Below are 14135 nucleotides of genomic sequence, written 5' to 3'. Positions count from 1 at the left end.
AGCCCCGCTACGGCCAACCGTACCCGAGGCCCTGCCGGGAAAGCGCTTCAGTCCAGGTCGATCCGCTCCCCCGGACCGGTGCCCTCGCCCCCGTCGCGCCGGTCGTCGGGCGCCTCGCGGGTGAGGTCGTCGGCCGTGCGGGCGGTCCAGCGGCGCTCCTGGGCCTGGACGGCGGAACGGTAGGCGGCGAGCAGTTCGCTGCCGGCCGCGGCCAGGTGGTCGAAGACGTCGGGGTTGCGGTCTATGACGGGCTCGACGGCGGCCTTGGCCTGCTGGACGACCTGGCGCACCATCTGCTGGGCGGCGGGTCCGGCGAGGCCGCCGAGGAGCGGTGACGGGAGGCCGGAGAGCTTGTCGGCCACCGTTTCCACGAGCTTCTTCAGCTCCTCCGCGGCCGAGCCCGGCTGCGGGCCGTACTCGGCACTGCGGCGGGCCTTCTCGGCGGCGAGGTCCTCGGCGCAGGCCGTGGCCCAGGCGTCGGCGTCGGTCGCCCGCCGCTGTTCCTCATATCCCTCATGCGAGTCGGATGCGGGACGCTCTTCGCTCATGGCGGACTCCTGACTACGGTTCGCCTTTACGACGTTACCCGAACGGGCGTACCCGGATCATCACCGTCCGGTGGCGGGCCACAGGTCGGGATCCGGGGCGAAACGGACGCGCAGCTCGCCCTCGCGCAGGCCGGCCCCGGCGACGGTGCAGCGGCGCAGGGCGGAGGGCAGCGGGACGATCCGCCGGAACGGGCCCACGGTGATCACGAGCTCGTCGCCGCGCCGGATCAGGTCCAGCTCGTCCCGTATCGCGCCGGGCAGCGGGATGTGCCAGACCAGGACGCCGTCGTCGCTCCTGCGGTCGGTGACGGGCCACTCGACCGGGGCGGATGCCGGGTTGACGGGGGGTACGGCGAGGGCGGCGAGGTCGTCGGCGCCGCGCGGGTCGTGGCCGAGGTGCGGGACGGGGTGGACGTCGTACGGCTGCTCCTGCCAGTCGGCGAGTGCCTTGCGCTGCTGGGCGAGGAGTCCGGCGAGCAGGCTGTCCGGGTCGGTCTCGGGCAGGGTGCGGTTGGCGATCAGGGCCTCGGTGCGCAGGCCGCGCAGGGCGAGGGCGAGGCCGGCGGTGCGTACGGCGTCGGCGCCGGCCGGGCCGGGTTCGGCGACCAGGCGTACGGCGGTGTTCCGGTCGGTGAGGACGGCCTCGACGGCGGCGAGTTCGAGGTCCCAGCGGGCGGCCGTCTCGTACAGCCAGTCGGACGGCATCGGCACGCCGGCCAGCCGGCCGAGGACCGGGCGCAGGGCACGGGCCGCCTGCCGCTCGGGCGGGAGGAGGCGGCGCAGATAACGGCGCAGCTCCTCGGGGAGGCCGAGCAGGGCGAGGGCCTGCTGGAGGGGCGGCAGGTCCACGACGAGCAGGTCATAGCGCTCGGACAGCGCCGCGTCCCGGACGGCCCGCAGGAAGGACAGCTCCTCGGCACCGGGCAGCGGGGTGACCTCCTCGGCGTCCAGCCGGGCGGCGCCGAGCAGGTCGAGGACGGTGGCCGCGCGGTTCTGGAAGGCGGTGAGGTCCTGCCGGAAGCGGTCGACGGCATCGGGCCGCCAGGCGGTGAGGTTCGCCGCGGCTTCCTCCGGCACCGGTCCCGTCGCGGAGCCCAGCGCGGCGCCGAGGGTGTCGGTGCGGTCGGCACTCAGGAGAAGCGTGCGGACGCCTTCGCCTGCGGCGCGCTGTGCGGTGGCGGCAGCGACAGTGGTACGACCGCTGCCGCCCGGGCCCGTGATCAGGATGGTGCGCATGAGGCTGAACGGTAACGGAGGCCGGGGGCACGGGGTGTTGGCCGGTGCCCGGAAGCGACGGCACCGGACGGGCGTAGGTTACTGGTCGGACTCGACCCTCTTCTTCAGGCCTGCCAGGGCGCGGTCGATGATGACCTTCTCCGCCTTGCGCTTGATCATGCCGAGCATGGGGATCTTGACGTCCACCGTGAGGAGGTAGGTGACCTCCGTCGCGGCGGGGCCCGTCGGCTTGAGGATGTAGGAGCCGTCGAGGGAGCGGAGCATCTGGGACTTGACCAGGGTCCAGGAGACCTCGTTCTCGCCGGTCCAGGTGTAGGCGAGGGTCTGGTCGTCCTTGATGGCGCCGGCGTCCATGACGAGCCGGACCTGCTCGGCGCGGCCCTGGTCGTCGGTCTTGAGGACCTCCGCCTCCTTCACCTCGCCCGTCCAGTCCGGGTAGCGGGCGAAGTCGGCGATCACCCCCATGACGTCGGCCGGTGCCGCCTCGATCGTGATGCTCGAGCTGGTGTGTTCCGCCATCGCCGTGGCTCCTCCAGATGCGGGCCGGTACAGAGGTCGTCGTGCGCACGTGTGTGCAGCGTGAAGGCTACCGCGCCACCGACCGGCCGCCTTCACCCCTGTCCCGCACATCGCCGGCCGATCGCCGGCGGATCACCATTCCAGCGCCCAGGGCCTTCCCGTACCGGCGAAGTGGCCCACGTTCACGCACTCGGTCGCGCCGATCCGCATACGGCGCGCGAGCGGCTGGTGGACATGGCCGAAGAGCGCATAACGAGGCTTCGTGCGGCGGATGGCGGCCAGCAGGGCGCGGCTGCCCCGTTCGAAGCGGCGCGCGACGGTGTCGTAGACCAGTTCGGGCACCTCCGGCGGGATGTGCGTGCACAGCACGTCGACCTCGCCGACCGCCTCGATCTTCGCCGCGTACTCCTCGTCACCGATCTCGTACGGCGTCCGCATGGGGGTGCGCAACCCACCGCCGACGAACCCGAAGGTCCAGCCGCCGATCTCCACCCGCTGGCCGTCCAGCACGGTGGTGCCGGGATGGGCGTACTCCTTCCACAGCGGCGGCATGTCGACATTGCCGTAGGTGGCGTACGTCGGGGTCGGGAACGCGGCGAACAGCTCGGCGTACTGCTTGCGCACCGCCTTCTCGATGGCCGCGGCCCGGTCGGTGCCGATGCCGCCCCACAGCCGGGCGCCGAACTCCCGGGCCTCCTCGAAGCGCCGGGCGGTGCGCAGCTCGACGATGCGGTCGGCGTTCTCCTTGCCGAACAGGTCCGGGAAGATGCCGCGCGAGTGGTCGGCGTAGTCGAGGAAGAGCACGAGGTCGCCCAGGCAGATCAGGGCGTCGGCGCCCTCCCCGGCCCGGGCCAGGTCCCGGGCGTTGCCGTGCACGTCGCTGACCACGTGGACGCGGGTCCTTCGGTCGCCGGAGGGTGTGGGTGCCATGGTGATCAAGGGTAGGCGTGTGCGGTCTGCGTGAACAGTGTCGGTCCCGCCTGCGGTTACTCGCCGGTCGGTTCGCCCGTGGACTACTGTGCGCGAAGGAACGCCAACATGTGTGACGCAGCGAACATCTCACCGGGAACCCCTGTCGTGAACGCCATACCGGCGGGTAACGTCCGGGCAGTCCAGTCGTGCTCTGGATTTCAACAGCTGAATTCCCGAGCACCTGCCCGAGCCTTGGACCGCACCGTCGCATCACACAGTGTCGTGGCGCCGGCGCCCTATGAGGAGCAGCAGTCTTGCGCGAGTTCAGCCTTCCGGCTTTGTACGAGGTCCCTGCGGACGGCAACCTGACCGACATCGTCCGCAGAAACGCCGCGCAGCATCCCGACGTCGCCGTCATCGCCCGCAAGGTGGGCGGTGTCTGGCAGGACGTGACGGCCGCCGCCTTCCTCGCCGAGGTGCACACCGCCGCCAAGGGCCTCATCGCCTCCGGCGTCCAGCCCGGTGACCGGGTGGGCCTGATGTCCCGCACCCGGTACGAGTGGACCCTGCTCGACTTCGCGATCTGGAGCGCGGGCGCGGTCACCGTGCCGGTGTACGAGACCAGCTCGCCGGAGCAGGTGCAGTGGATCCTGTCCGACTCGGGCGCCACCGCCTGCATCGTGGAGCTGGCGGGCCACGCGGCTGCCGTGGAGTCGGTGCGCGAGTCGCTGCCCGCCCTCAAGCACGTCTGGCAGATCGAGGCCGGCGGTGTGGAGGAGCTCGGGCGGCTCGGGCAGGACGTGTCGGACCAGACGGTCGAGGAGCGCGGCTCGCTCGCCAAGGCCGACGACCCGGCGACCATCGTGTACACGAGCGGTACCACCGGCCGCCCCAAGGGCTGTGTGCTCACCCACCGCAGCTTCTTCGCCGAGTGCGGCAACATCGTGGAGCGCCTGCGCCCCCTGTTCCGTACCGGCGAGTGCTCGGTCCTGCTCTTCCTGCCGCTGGCGCACGTCTTCGGCCGCCTGGTGCAGATCGCCCCGATGATGGCGCCGATCAAGCTGGGCTGCGTCCCGGACATCAAGAACCTCACCGACGAGCTGGCCGCGTTCCGGCCGACGCTGGTCCTCGGCGTCCCGCGCGTCTTCGAGAAGGTCTACAACTCGGCGCGCGCCAAGGCGCAGGCGGACGGCAAGGGCGCGATCTTCGACAAGGCGGCGGACACCGCGATCGCCTACAGCAAGGCGCTGGACAGCGCCTCCGGCCCGGCGTTCGGCCTGAAGGTCAAGCACAAGGTCTTCGACAGGCTGGTCTACAGCAAGCTGCGCGCGGTCCTGGGCGGCCGGGGCGAGTACGCCATCTCGGGCGGCGCCCCGCTGGGCGAGCGGCTCGGCCACTTCTTCCGGGGCATCGGCTTCACGGTGCTGGAGGGCTACGGCCTGACCGAGTCCTGCGCGGCGACCGCGTTCAACCCCTGGGACCGGCAGAAGATCGGCACGGTCGGGCAGCCGCTGCCCGGCTCGGTGGTGCGGATAGCGGACGACGGCGAGGTGCTGCTGCACGGTGAGCACCTGTTCAAGGAGTACTGGAACAACCCGGGCGCGACGGCGGAGGCGCTGGCCGACGGCTGGTTCCACACCGGTGACATCGGCACCCTGGACGAGGACGGCTACCTCAGGATCACCGGCCGCAAGAAGGAGATCATCGTCACGGCGGGCGGCAAGAACGTGGCCCCGGCGGTGATCGAGGACCGGATCCGGGCGCACGCGCTGGTCGCGGAGTGCATGGTGGTGGGCGACGGGCGGCCGTTCGTGGGCGCGCTGGTCACCATCGACGAGGAGTTCCTGGGCCGTTGGGCGGCCGAGCACGGCAAGCCGGCGGGTGCCACCGCGGCGTCGCTGAAGGACGACCCGGATCTGATCGCGGCGATCCAGGAGGCGGTCGACGACGGCAACGCCGCGGTGTCGAAGGCGGAATCGGTGCGGAAGTTCCGCATTCTGTCCTCCCAGTTCTCGGAGGAGTCGGGCCACCTCACCCCGTCGCTGAAGCTCAAGCGGAACGTGGTGGCGAAGGACTACGCGAACGAGATCGAGGCGATCTACGCGAAGTAGCACGCCTCCTGACGGAGTGTCATGGCGCGGTGTCCTCGGCGAGGACCCGCGCCATCGTGCGTTCGGCGAGCGCGGTGATGGTGACGAAGGGGTTCACGCCGATGTTGCCGGGCACGAGCGAGCCGTCGGTGACGTAGAGCCGGTCGTACCCCTTCACCCGGCCGTAGTCGTCGGTCGCCCTGCCGAGCACACAGCCGCCCAGCGGGTGGTAGGTGAAGTCGTCGGCGAAGACCTTGCTGGTGGAGCCGAACAGGTCGTAGCGGTAGATGGTCGCGTTGGCCAGGTTGATCCGGTCGAACAGCTTCCTGGCCATGCTCACGGAGACCGCGCTCTGGGCGGCCGTCCAGCCGAGTTTCACCGCGCCGGAGGCGGAGTCGTAGGTGAAGGAGGCCCGTTCGGGGTTCTTGGTGATCGCCAGGTAGAGGCTGATCCAGTGCTCGAACCCCATGGGCAGCGGGGCGATCTCGGCGAAGACGGGGTTGTCGGCGTTGGCCCAGTCGTCGATGCCCATGACGGGCATGGTCGCCTGGTCGGCGCCGACGGTGTCCCAGACGTGGTTGGCGCGGCCGAGCATGGTGTTGCCGTTGGTGCCCCAGCCCGCCCCCACGGCGGGGTTCAGGTCCGGCAGGGTGCCGGTGTCCCGGGCGCGGACGAGGAGTTCGGTCGTGCCGAGACTGCCGCCGCCGAGGAAGAGATACGTGCAGCCGTAGCTCTTGGTCCCGACGACCGTGCCGGTGGTGTCGATCCGGTCGGCGGTCAGGACGTACGTCCCGTCGGCCGCCCGGCTGATGGACCTCACCTTCTCCAGGGTGTGGATGGTGACGTTGCCGGTGCCGAGGGCGGCGGCCAGATAGCTCTTGTCGAGGCTGCGCTTGCCGTGGTTGTTGCCGTAGATGACCTCACCGGCGAGCGCGGACTTCGTGGCCGTGCCGGCGGCCTCCTGCTGCATGTAGCCGAAGTCGTAGACGTTCGGCACGAAGGTGGTCTTCAGGCCCGCGTTGCCGGCGGCCTTCCGGGAGGTGCGGGCGAACCGGTACCAGTCGGTGGACTCGAACCAGGCCGGGTCGATCGTGTTGACGCCGAGCATGGCGCGGGCGCGGGGGTAGTAGGTGCCGTACATCTCGTCGGCGTCCACGGTCGGGAACTGCTCGGCGAAGTACGACTTCAGGGGCGTGACCGCCATCCCGCCGTTGACGAGGGAGCCGCCGCCGACGCCCCGGCCGACGTAGACGGACATGGCGTCGTAGTGCACGCGGTCGAGCACTCCGGGGTAGGCGCCGATGTCCTTGTTGACCACGTCCAGCCAGAGGAACGTGGCGAGCGGGGCCTCGGTGCGGGTACGGAACCACATGGAGCGCTGGTCGGGGGCGGAGGTGGAACAGAACACCTTGCCGTCGCTGCCCGCGGTGTTCCACAGGCGGCCCATCTCCAGGACGAGGGTACGGATGCCGGCCTGGCCCAGGCGGAGGGCGGCGACCGCACCGCCGTAGCCGGAGCCGATGACGATCGCCGGGGCGTTCTCGACCGCGTCGGGCTGTGCCGCTCGGGCCGACTGGAGTCCTATGCGGGTGAAGCCGAGGGCGGCCGCGGTCTGCAGTGCGGCCATACCGAGTATGTGACGTCTTGTCAGTTGACGTCTCATCAGGTTTGCTGTCATGGGCGCAGCATGGGCGGATTTTCCGGTTCCGCCAAGGGCCCTGCCGGGAGACCTTTGAGGCCCGGTCTAGAGCAGGTCTTTGAGTTTCTCGGCGAGCAGGTCCCAGCGCCAGCGCTCCTCCACCCACTGGCGGCCCCTCTCGCCCATGCGGCGGCGCAGGCCGGGGTCGCCCAGCAGGGGCACGATGCGGTCGGCCGCCTCCTCGGGGGAGCCTCCCCTGACGACCCAGCCGGTCTCGCCGTCGAGTACGGCGTCCGGGGCGCCGCCCGAGTCGCCCGCCACCACCGGCAGGCCCGTCGCCGAGGCCTCCAGGTAGACGATGCCCAGGCCCTCCACGTCCAGGCCGGCGCGGCGGGTGCGGCAGGGCATGGCGAAGACGTCGCCGGCGCCGTAGTGGGCGGGGAGTTCGGACCAGGGGACGGAGCCGGTGAAGCGGACGGAGTCGCCGACGCCGGTCTCGGCGGCCATCCGCCGCAGATCCCGCTCGTACGGCCCGCCGCCCACGATCAGCAGGACGGTGTCCGGCTCGGCGGCGAGGATGCGGGGCATGGCCTGGATGAGGGTGTCCTGGCCCTTGCGCGGGACCAGCCGGGAGACACAGACCACGACCGGGCGGTCGGTGAGGCCGAGGCGGGCGCGGATCTCGTCGCCGCCGGAGCCGGGGTGGAAGGTCTTCTCGTCGACGCCGGGCGGCAGCTGGACCATGCGGCGCGCCGCCCCGGGCGTCAGCGCGGTGGCGATCCTGGACCGCGTGTACTCGCCCAGATAGGTCATCGTGTCCGTCGACTCCCCGATCCGGCGCAGCAGTTGGCGGGCTGCGGGCAGCTGCGCCCAGCCGGCCTCGTGGCCGTGGGTGGTGGCCACCAGTCGCTCGGCGCCCGCCCTGCGGAGTGCCGGGGCCATGAGGCCCAGCGGCGCCGCCGCCCCGAACCACACCGAGGTGCACCCGTGCTCGCGCAGCAGCCCGACCGCCCGCCGGGTCGCCCGCGGGGTCGGCAGCAGCATGGTCGTACGGTCGCGTACGACGGTGAAGGGCTGCTCGGCGTCGAAGGCGGCCGTGGCCTCGATACCCTCCCGGCTCCGCTTCCAGGTGGAGGCGTGCACGACCAGCCGGCCGGGGTCCAGGCGGAGGGCCATGTTGTGCAGGAAGGCCTGGATGCCGCCCGGCCGGGGCGGGAAGTCGTTGGTGACGATCAGGGTCTTGTGCATCGCCGCCGACCCTACCCAATCCGCCGTCCGGAGCCGCGTACGGCCGAGTCTGTGGCATGCACACGGACGCGCACGACATCATGGTGACCGACGCGAAACCGAACGGCAGGGGATCACGTGGAGACCAAAGGTGCCGGGCGGTCCCTGGCATGGCTGCTCGCGACCTGGGGCGTCACCCGTGTGGTGCTGCTGCTGTTCGTCTTCCAGGTGTATCTCTTCCCGGGCCCGGACGTCACCTCCGACGTCTCGGTGATCTACCGGGGCTGGTACGAGGTCCTGCACCAGGGAACGTTTCCGCTGGACGACGTGACCTGGCAGTACCCGCCGGCCGCCGCCCTCCCGGTGCTCGCCCCCGCCGCCCTGCCCTTCCTGTCGTACGCGCACGCCTTCTTCGTGCTGGCGTTCCTCGCCGACGTGCTCGTCCTCGCGCTGCTGCTGTATCGGTGCCGGCGCCCCGGCCGGTCTCCGCGCGGGGCCTGGGTGTGGGTCGCGGGCGTGCCGCTGCTCGGGCCGACGGCGTACGCCCGCTACGACGTGATGGTGACCGCGGTGGCCGTGGCGGCGCTGGTCGCCGGGGCCCGGCATCCGCGGGTGATGGGCGCGCTCACCGCGTTCGGGGCGCTGCTGAAGGTGTGGCCGGCGCTGCTGCTGGCCGGTGCCGTGCGGGCGCGGGCGTGGTGGTCGGCGGCGGTGACCGCGGCGGGGCTCGCGGCGCTGTTCTCGGTGTCCATGCCGGGCGCCTTCACCTTCCTGACCTTCCAGCGGGAGCGGGGCACCGAGGTGGAGTCGCTGGGCGCCCTGGTCTTCCATGTGGCCCGGCACTTCGGCTGGCAGGGGCAGGTGCTGCTGAACTACGGGTCGATCGAGTTCCTCGGCCCGTACGTGGACCAGGTCAGCGCGGCGGCGCTGGCGCTGACCGGGGCCGTGTTCGGCTGGCTGCTGCTGTGGCGGCTGCGTGCGGCGCGCAGGGCGCCGCACACGCTCGCGGAGGCGGCCTTCACCGCGGTCCTGCTGTTCACGGTGACCAGCCGGGTGATCAGCCCGCAGTACCTGGTGTGGCTGATCGGCCTGGCCGCGGTCTGTGTGTCGTACCGGGCGAGCCGGATGGGGGCGCCCGCGCTGATGGTGGTGGCCGCGTCCTTCGCGACGGTCCTGGAGTTCCCGCTCGGCTTCTCGCACGTCGTGGTCAGCGACCGGTACGGCGTTCTGCTGCTGGCGGTGCGCAACGGCCTGCTGGTCGCGGCCTCGGTCACGGCGGCCCGCCGGCTGTGGCGCTCGACCGTGCCACCGGCCCCCGCCGCACCCCTGCCGCCACAGCCGTCCCGGCCACGGCAGACGCCGGTCTCCCCCTGACCTGACGGCCCCACGCCGAGGACAGGACGACCGGCCCAGAACACCCGAGAGGCCACACAGCCCCGCCCTGCTCCCGGCTCACCCCGTGCGGGCCAGGGGCTGCCCCGCTTTCCCGTGGTGGTCGGCACGTCGGCGCAGGGCTGTCACGGCCGCGCACTGCACGGCCATCGAGAGCGCCAGGGCCAGGCTGACGCCGGGCAGGCCAAGGCCGCCGAGGGCGTGAGCCAGGGGCAGCTGGACGGCCGTGCCGAGCAGGGTGATCCGGAGCAGGGCGGGTGCTCCGCCGCTGCCCTCGAAGACCCCGCCGAGGGCGATGAAGCAGGCCATCAGCAGCAGGTACGGGCCGATGCAGCGCAGGAACAGCGCGCCCTGGCGGGCGACTTCGGGTCCGGCGCCGAAGGCGGCCATGATCCAGGAGGCCGTAGCGGCGAACACCATGGCTGCGGTCAGGCCCAGGGCGCCGGAGACCAGGACCGCCTGCCGGCCGATGTCCCGCCGCGCGTCCGCGCCCGCGCCCCGGGTGTGCGCGGTGTGGATCGCGGCGGCCTGCCGTACCGCGTAGAAGGCCATGGTGGCCACGTACATGACCTTGTAGGCGATGGCGTAGGCGGCCACCGCCGTCACACCGAGCCGGGCCACGATCGCCACCAGGACCAGGGATCCGCTCTGGCGCACGGTGAAGTCGGCGGACATCGGCAGGCCGGTGGTGAGCGTGCGGCGCAGGGCGGCGGCGACCGGCTCGGCGGGCGGGGCCGTGGCGGCCGTCCGCAGCAGGGCGTTGCGGCGCAGGGCGCGCAGGCCCGCCGCGAGGGCCGCGCCGCGGCACAGCACGGTGGAGGCGGCGGCGCCCCGGACGCCGTAGAGGTGGATCAGGACGGGGTCGCACAGCAGGATCAGGGCGTTGGCGAGGAGGGCGAGGCGCATCGGTGTGCGGGTGTCGCCGGTGCCCTTGAGGATGCCGTCGACGAGTTGTTGGGCGAAGAAGACGGTCATGCCCGGCAGGGAGATCGCGAAGTAGGCGGTGGCCAGGCGCAGGGCCGTGCTGTCGTCGCCGCCGAGGACCAGCGCGGCCAGCGGCCCGCGCAGCAGCAGGCCGCCAGCCGCGACCACCGGTGTCACCAGCGCGCACAGGGCCCCACCGCCCCGCACGGCGGCTCGTACGGCGGCCGGGTCGCGGGCTCCTCGGGCGTGCGCCACCAGCACGGTCGTACCGGAGGCGAAGACCAGCGCGACGCCGAGCAGCACGTTCTCGGCGTTGGTGGCGACGGCCACCGCGGCGACCGCGGCTCCGCCGAGCCGGGAGACCCAGACGGTGTTGATGATCCCGGAGGCGACCGAGGCGAGCAGGGAGAGGTAGACGGGGTGGGCGAGGGCTATGAGCTGCTTGCGGTGGGCGTTCACAGTCGGATTCCCTCATCTCCTCGAATCGAGCTACCTCGTTTAGAGGTAGCTCGATAAGAGGTAGCATGGCGTGCGAGGCCGCTGCAAGGAGGAGAAGGAGGAGACCGCGTGCTGGAATTGTCGATCCTGGGGTTCCTCGCCGAGGAACCGCTGCACGGTTACGAGCTGAAGGAGCGCATCAAGGCGCTGAGCGGTCATGTCCGCCCGGTCAGCGACGGCGCGCTGTATCCGGCCATCAACCGGCTCGTCGCCGCCGGACTGCTCGACCAGCGCACCGAGGACGGCGCGAGCGCCGCCCCGCGCCGGGTGCTGTCCCTGACGGACCGGGGCCGCGAGGAACTGCTCGCGCGGCTGCGCGCCCCCAAGCAGGCGGAGATCACCGACCAGGTCCGCTTCAACACGCTCCTGGCCTTCCTGCGGCACCTCGACGCCCCCGGCGAGCAGGCCGCGGTGCTGCGCCGCCGGCTGGACTTCCTCGAGACCCCGGCGAGCTTCTTCTACCGGCAGGGCGAGGCCGTGCGCGCGGAGGAGGCCGGTGACCTGTTCCGCGAGGGCATGCTGCGGGTCGCCCGGGCCACCGGGAAGGCGGAGCGGGCCTGGCTGCGCGAGGCCATCGAGACGCTCGAAGGGGCCGGCTGACCCGCCGGGCAGGGAAACCGGCCGTCACTCGGTCCGGATCAGCTGCTCCCGCACATAGGACCGCCACTGCCCGGTGAACTCCCCCGGTGTGGTCCCCAGCACCGTCTTCAGCGCGTCCTCGACCGCGCCCGCCCGCTTCTGATGGGCGCCGACGGCGCGGTAGAAGGCGCCGAGCCGGGCCTCGCCCCAGCGGTCGGCGATCATCCGGCAGGCCAGCCAGCCGCCCTCGTAGGCCCGGGCGAGCTCGGCCGGGTCGCTGGTGAAGCCGAAGTCCCCGTCGGTGGGCAGCTCGGTGGGCGGGTGGCCGTCCTGGACGGCGCGGGTGAGTTCCGGAGCGGCCTCGGTGGGGGTGCGGCCGGTGCCGAGGTAGCCGATCCAGTCCGCGTACCCCTCGGAGAGCCACAGCGGGGTCGCGGCGGTGGTGTGCGCACGGGTGGCCACATGGGTGGTCTCGTGGGTGAGCACCACCTGCTTGCCGAGGTCGCCGAGAATGGCGTACGCCTCCGGGTTGACGACCACCCGGTCCGCGGGCGCCTGGCCCGAACCGCCCGCCTCGCCGGTGGTCACGGCGGCGATCCCCCGGTAGTTCGCGGCGGGCGAGCCGAGCAGTCCCCCCATGCCCTGGAGGGACCGCGGGACGAGGACGACGACATGGCGGGCCCAGTCGGCGCCCCAGACCCGGGAGACGGCCGGCACGGCACGGTCGGCCAGCGTGGCGTATCCGCGCAGCTGGGCGGCGGTCCGGCCGGTGCCCAGCACCAGGCTGTGCGCACCCTTGACGGCGGTCACCGGGCCCTGGTCCCACAGCTGCTGCCCGGTGTCCTTGGCGGGTCTGTCGGCGGTGACGTACCACTTGCCGTCAGCGGTGCGCCCGAGGGTGAGGGTGCGGAGGGCGTCGACCGGGGCGCTGTCGTACCCGGCGACGCGGTAGCTGAGGTCGGCGTCGGCGGTGGCGCCGGCGGAGGTGCGGTGCACGGCGGTGACCCGGTAGGCCCAGGAGGCCAGCGGCAGGGCGCGCAGCCGGGTGTACTCCGTGCGGGTGCCCGTCGTCCCGTACGCCGTCTCGTCGTGGCCGAGGAGCGCGGCCGAGCGCCGGTCGAGCAGGTGCTGCACCTCGGTGCGGGCGGAGTCGCCCGGCGTGCCGCCGCAGCCGGACAGGGGCAGCAGCAGCCCGAGCCCCACGACCCCGATGCTCCACGCCCGCCTGCGACCAGCCACTTCCCGATCGTAACGGCGAGCGCCGCGTTCAGGGCCGGGTGACCGAGGTGACAGGCATCATCCCGACCGGGTCGTAGCGCACCGCCGCACCCGGATAGGGCGCGTGGATGACCTGGCCGTTGCCGGCGTACATCCCCACATGGCTGGCGTCGGAGCGGTAGATGACCAGGTCGCCGGGGCGGGCCTGGGAGAGCGGGATCTGCCGGCCGGCGAAGCGCTGCTCCTGCGAGGTGCGCGGCAGCTGGACGCCGGCGTGCGCGTACGACCACTGCATCAGGCCCGAACAGTCGAAGCCGGAGGGGCCGCTGGCGCCCCACACATACGGCCGGCCGAGGGCGGAACGGGCGGCGGCCACCGCGGCGGCGGCGCGGGCGTCGGGGGCGTCGGGGGCGTCGGCGGCCTGGGGGGCGAGGACGCCCGTCAGGCCGGACAGGTCGGGCAGGACGAGGCGGCCGGAGCCGTCGTCGCGCGAGGCCCGGCCGAAGGCGACGCGTTCGGCGGGCGGGAGTGTGTCGAGCAGCTGCCGGGCCCTGGCGAGCTTCTGCACCACGGTCTGCTTGTGCACGGTCACGGCCTTGCGGCTGGTCTCCAGCTCGGCGAGCTTCCCGGCCGCCTCCGTGCGCTCCTGGGCCAGGTCCCGCATCGCCGACTGCAACTCCCGTAGCTGCCCGGCCTGTTGGGCGGTGATGCGGTCGAGAGTGGAGGCCTTGTCGAGATAGTCGTCGGGGTCGTCGGAGAAGAGCAGCGCGACGGCCGGGTCGAGGGCGCCCGCGCGGTACTGGGCGCCGGCCAGCGAACCCAGCCGCTCGCGCAGGGTGTTGATGTGCTGCTGCTGCCGGGCGATGAGGTCCTGGGCCTCGCGCACCTCGCGGCGCAGCGTGCTCTCCCGCTCCTGGGCCTTGTCGTAGGCCTGGGTCGCCTGCTCGGCCTCCTGGTAGAGCCGGTCCACCTCGGCCCGGCCGTCGGCGTGCGGTGCGGCCTGTGCGGGTACGGCGCCGAGCGCGGCGGTCGCGGCCGACAGCACGCACAGGGCGACGGCGCCCCGGTCGAATCCGGAGGAGGCAAAGCGACGATGAGACCCCACGGCAGTCCTTCTGCTGGCGGACAGAGACTGCTTCCCCGGCGCCTGGGGACGGGGAGGCCCCGGCGCCGGGGAAACGCGGCAGACAGTAGCCGTGCGGAAGGGGCCGGACCAACGGCCGTGGCGGCAACATACGGTGACGCCCCGCCGCTGACGCAGGTCACCGGCGGGGCGTGGAGTCATTTCCGGTCCACGGGATTCGCCCGTTCGGGCGCCCCCGGGCGAGCGTTTCCGGCGGGATCCCGGGGTAT

Annotated in this window: 12 protein-coding genes; 3 read left to right on the top strand and 9 right to left on the bottom strand. The window is 72.6% G+C overall.

The window, feature by feature from the left end; translation table 11 throughout:
• Nucleotides 1-47: 47 nt before the first annotated feature.
• The 4 genes from ACWDEN_RS13445 to ACWDEN_RS13430 form a co-directional block, all read right to left on the bottom strand.
• The gene (locus ACWDEN_RS13445) at nucleotides 48-548 is read right to left on the bottom strand and encodes a DUF5304 domain-containing protein (protein WP_351609984.1); all 501 of its coding nucleotides are present in this window, start codon (nucleotides 546-548) and stop codon (nucleotides 48-50) included.
• Nucleotides 549-608: 60 nt separating this feature from the next.
• The gene (locus ACWDEN_RS13440; protein ID WP_351609987.1) at nucleotides 609-1784 is read right to left on the bottom strand and encodes an ArsA family ATPase; all 1176 of its coding nucleotides are present in this window, start codon (nucleotides 1782-1784) and stop codon (nucleotides 609-611) included.
• A gap of 78 nt (nucleotides 1785-1862) precedes the next feature.
• Nucleotides 1863-2303, bottom strand: coding sequence for an SRPBCC family protein (locus ACWDEN_RS13435; protein ID WP_351609989.1), 441 nt, complete (start codon nucleotides 2301-2303; stop codon nucleotides 1863-1865).
• A gap of 132 nt (nucleotides 2304-2435) precedes the next feature.
• Nucleotides 2436-3233, bottom strand: a complete 798-nt coding sequence (locus ACWDEN_RS13430) for a metallophosphoesterase family protein (RefSeq protein ID WP_351609992.1) — start codon at nucleotides 3231-3233, stop codon at nucleotides 2436-2438.
• A gap of 296 nt (nucleotides 3234-3529) precedes the next feature.
• Between ACWDEN_RS13430 and ACWDEN_RS13425 the strand changes: the two genes are divergently transcribed.
• The gene (locus tag ACWDEN_RS13425; protein ID WP_351609994.1) at nucleotides 3530-5326 is read left to right on the top strand and encodes an AMP-dependent synthetase/ligase; all 1797 of its coding nucleotides are present in this window, start codon (nucleotides 3530-3532) and stop codon (nucleotides 5324-5326) included.
• A 19-nt stretch (nucleotides 5327-5345) separates the two neighbouring features.
• On the opposite strand, the gene ACWDEN_RS13420 is transcribed toward ACWDEN_RS13425, so the two are convergent.
• Both ACWDEN_RS13420 and ACWDEN_RS13415 read right to left on the bottom strand, forming a co-directional pair.
• The gene (locus tag ACWDEN_RS13420) at nucleotides 5346-6968 is read right to left on the bottom strand and encodes a GMC oxidoreductase (protein WP_450859123.1); all 1623 of its coding nucleotides are present in this window, start codon (nucleotides 6966-6968) and stop codon (nucleotides 5346-5348) included.
• Nucleotides 6969-7049: 81 nt separating this feature from the next.
• Nucleotides 7050-8192, bottom strand: a complete 1143-nt coding sequence (locus tag ACWDEN_RS13415) for a glycosyltransferase family 4 protein (protein WP_351609999.1) — start codon at nucleotides 8190-8192, stop codon at nucleotides 7050-7052.
• Nucleotides 8193-8309: 117 nt separating this feature from the next.
• On the opposite strand from ACWDEN_RS13415, the gene ACWDEN_RS13410 reads away from it, so the two are divergent.
• A complete protein-coding gene (locus tag ACWDEN_RS13410; RefSeq protein WP_351610001.1) occupies nucleotides 8310-9545 on the top strand; it encodes a glycosyltransferase 87 family protein in 1236 nt (411 codons plus the stop codon).
• A gap of 78 nt (nucleotides 9546-9623) precedes the next feature.
• On the opposite strand, the gene ACWDEN_RS13405 is transcribed toward ACWDEN_RS13410, so the two are convergent.
• On the bottom strand, nucleotides 9624-10946 hold the full coding sequence (locus ACWDEN_RS13405) for an MATE family efflux transporter (protein ID WP_351610004.1): 1323 nt from the start codon (nucleotides 10944-10946) through the stop codon (nucleotides 9624-9626).
• Nucleotides 10947-11054: 108 nt separating this feature from the next.
• Between ACWDEN_RS13405 and ACWDEN_RS13400 the strand changes: the two genes are divergently transcribed.
• On the top strand, nucleotides 11055-11585 hold the full coding sequence (locus ACWDEN_RS13400; RefSeq protein WP_351610007.1) for a PadR family transcriptional regulator: 531 nt from the start codon (nucleotides 11055-11057) through the stop codon (nucleotides 11583-11585).
• A gap of 24 nt (nucleotides 11586-11609) precedes the next feature.
• On the opposite strand, the gene ACWDEN_RS13395 is transcribed toward ACWDEN_RS13400, so the two are convergent.
• Complete coding sequence (locus tag ACWDEN_RS13395; protein WP_351610010.1) at nucleotides 11610-12803, bottom strand: hypothetical protein; 1194 nt, start codon at nucleotides 12801-12803, stop codon at nucleotides 11610-11612.
• Nucleotides 12804-12831: 28 nt separating this feature from the next.
• A complete protein-coding gene (locus ACWDEN_RS13390) occupies nucleotides 12832-13887 on the bottom strand; it encodes an NlpC/P60 family protein (RefSeq protein WP_450858941.1) in 1056 nt (351 codons plus the stop codon).
• Between the last annotated feature and the right edge of the window lie 248 nt (nucleotides 13888-14135).

The sequence above is a fragment of the Streptomyces sp. NPDC001153 genome (genome assembly GCF_053598315.1).
The sequence above is the reverse complement of the archived record's forward strand: the minus strand, read 5'-3'. Positions and strand labels throughout refer to the sequence as shown.

Excerpts from the sequence above, each read along its gene's own strand:
- ACWDEN_RS13435 (WP_351609989.1), bottom strand. The coding sequence starts at position 2,303 with ATGGCGGAACACACCAGCTCGAGCATCACGATCGAGGCGGCACCGGCC.
- ACWDEN_RS13440 (WP_351609987.1), bottom strand. The coding sequence starts at position 1,784 with ATGCGCACCATCCTGATCACGGGCCCGGGCGGCAGCGGTCGTACCACT.
- ACWDEN_RS13430 (WP_351609992.1), bottom strand. The coding sequence starts at position 3,233 with ATGGCACCCACACCCTCCGGCGACCGAAGGACCCGCGTCCACGTGGTC.
- ACWDEN_RS13445 (WP_351609984.1), bottom strand. The coding sequence starts at position 548 with ATGAGCGAAGAGCGTCCCGCATCCGACTCGCATGAGGGATATGAGGAA.
- ACWDEN_RS13415 (WP_351609999.1), bottom strand. The coding sequence starts at position 8,192 with ATGCACAAGACCCTGATCGTCACCAACGACTTCCCGCCCCGGCCGGGC.
- ACWDEN_RS13420 (WP_450859123.1), bottom strand. The coding sequence starts at position 6,968 with ATGAGACGTCAACTGACAAGACGTCACATACTCGGTATGGCCGCACTG.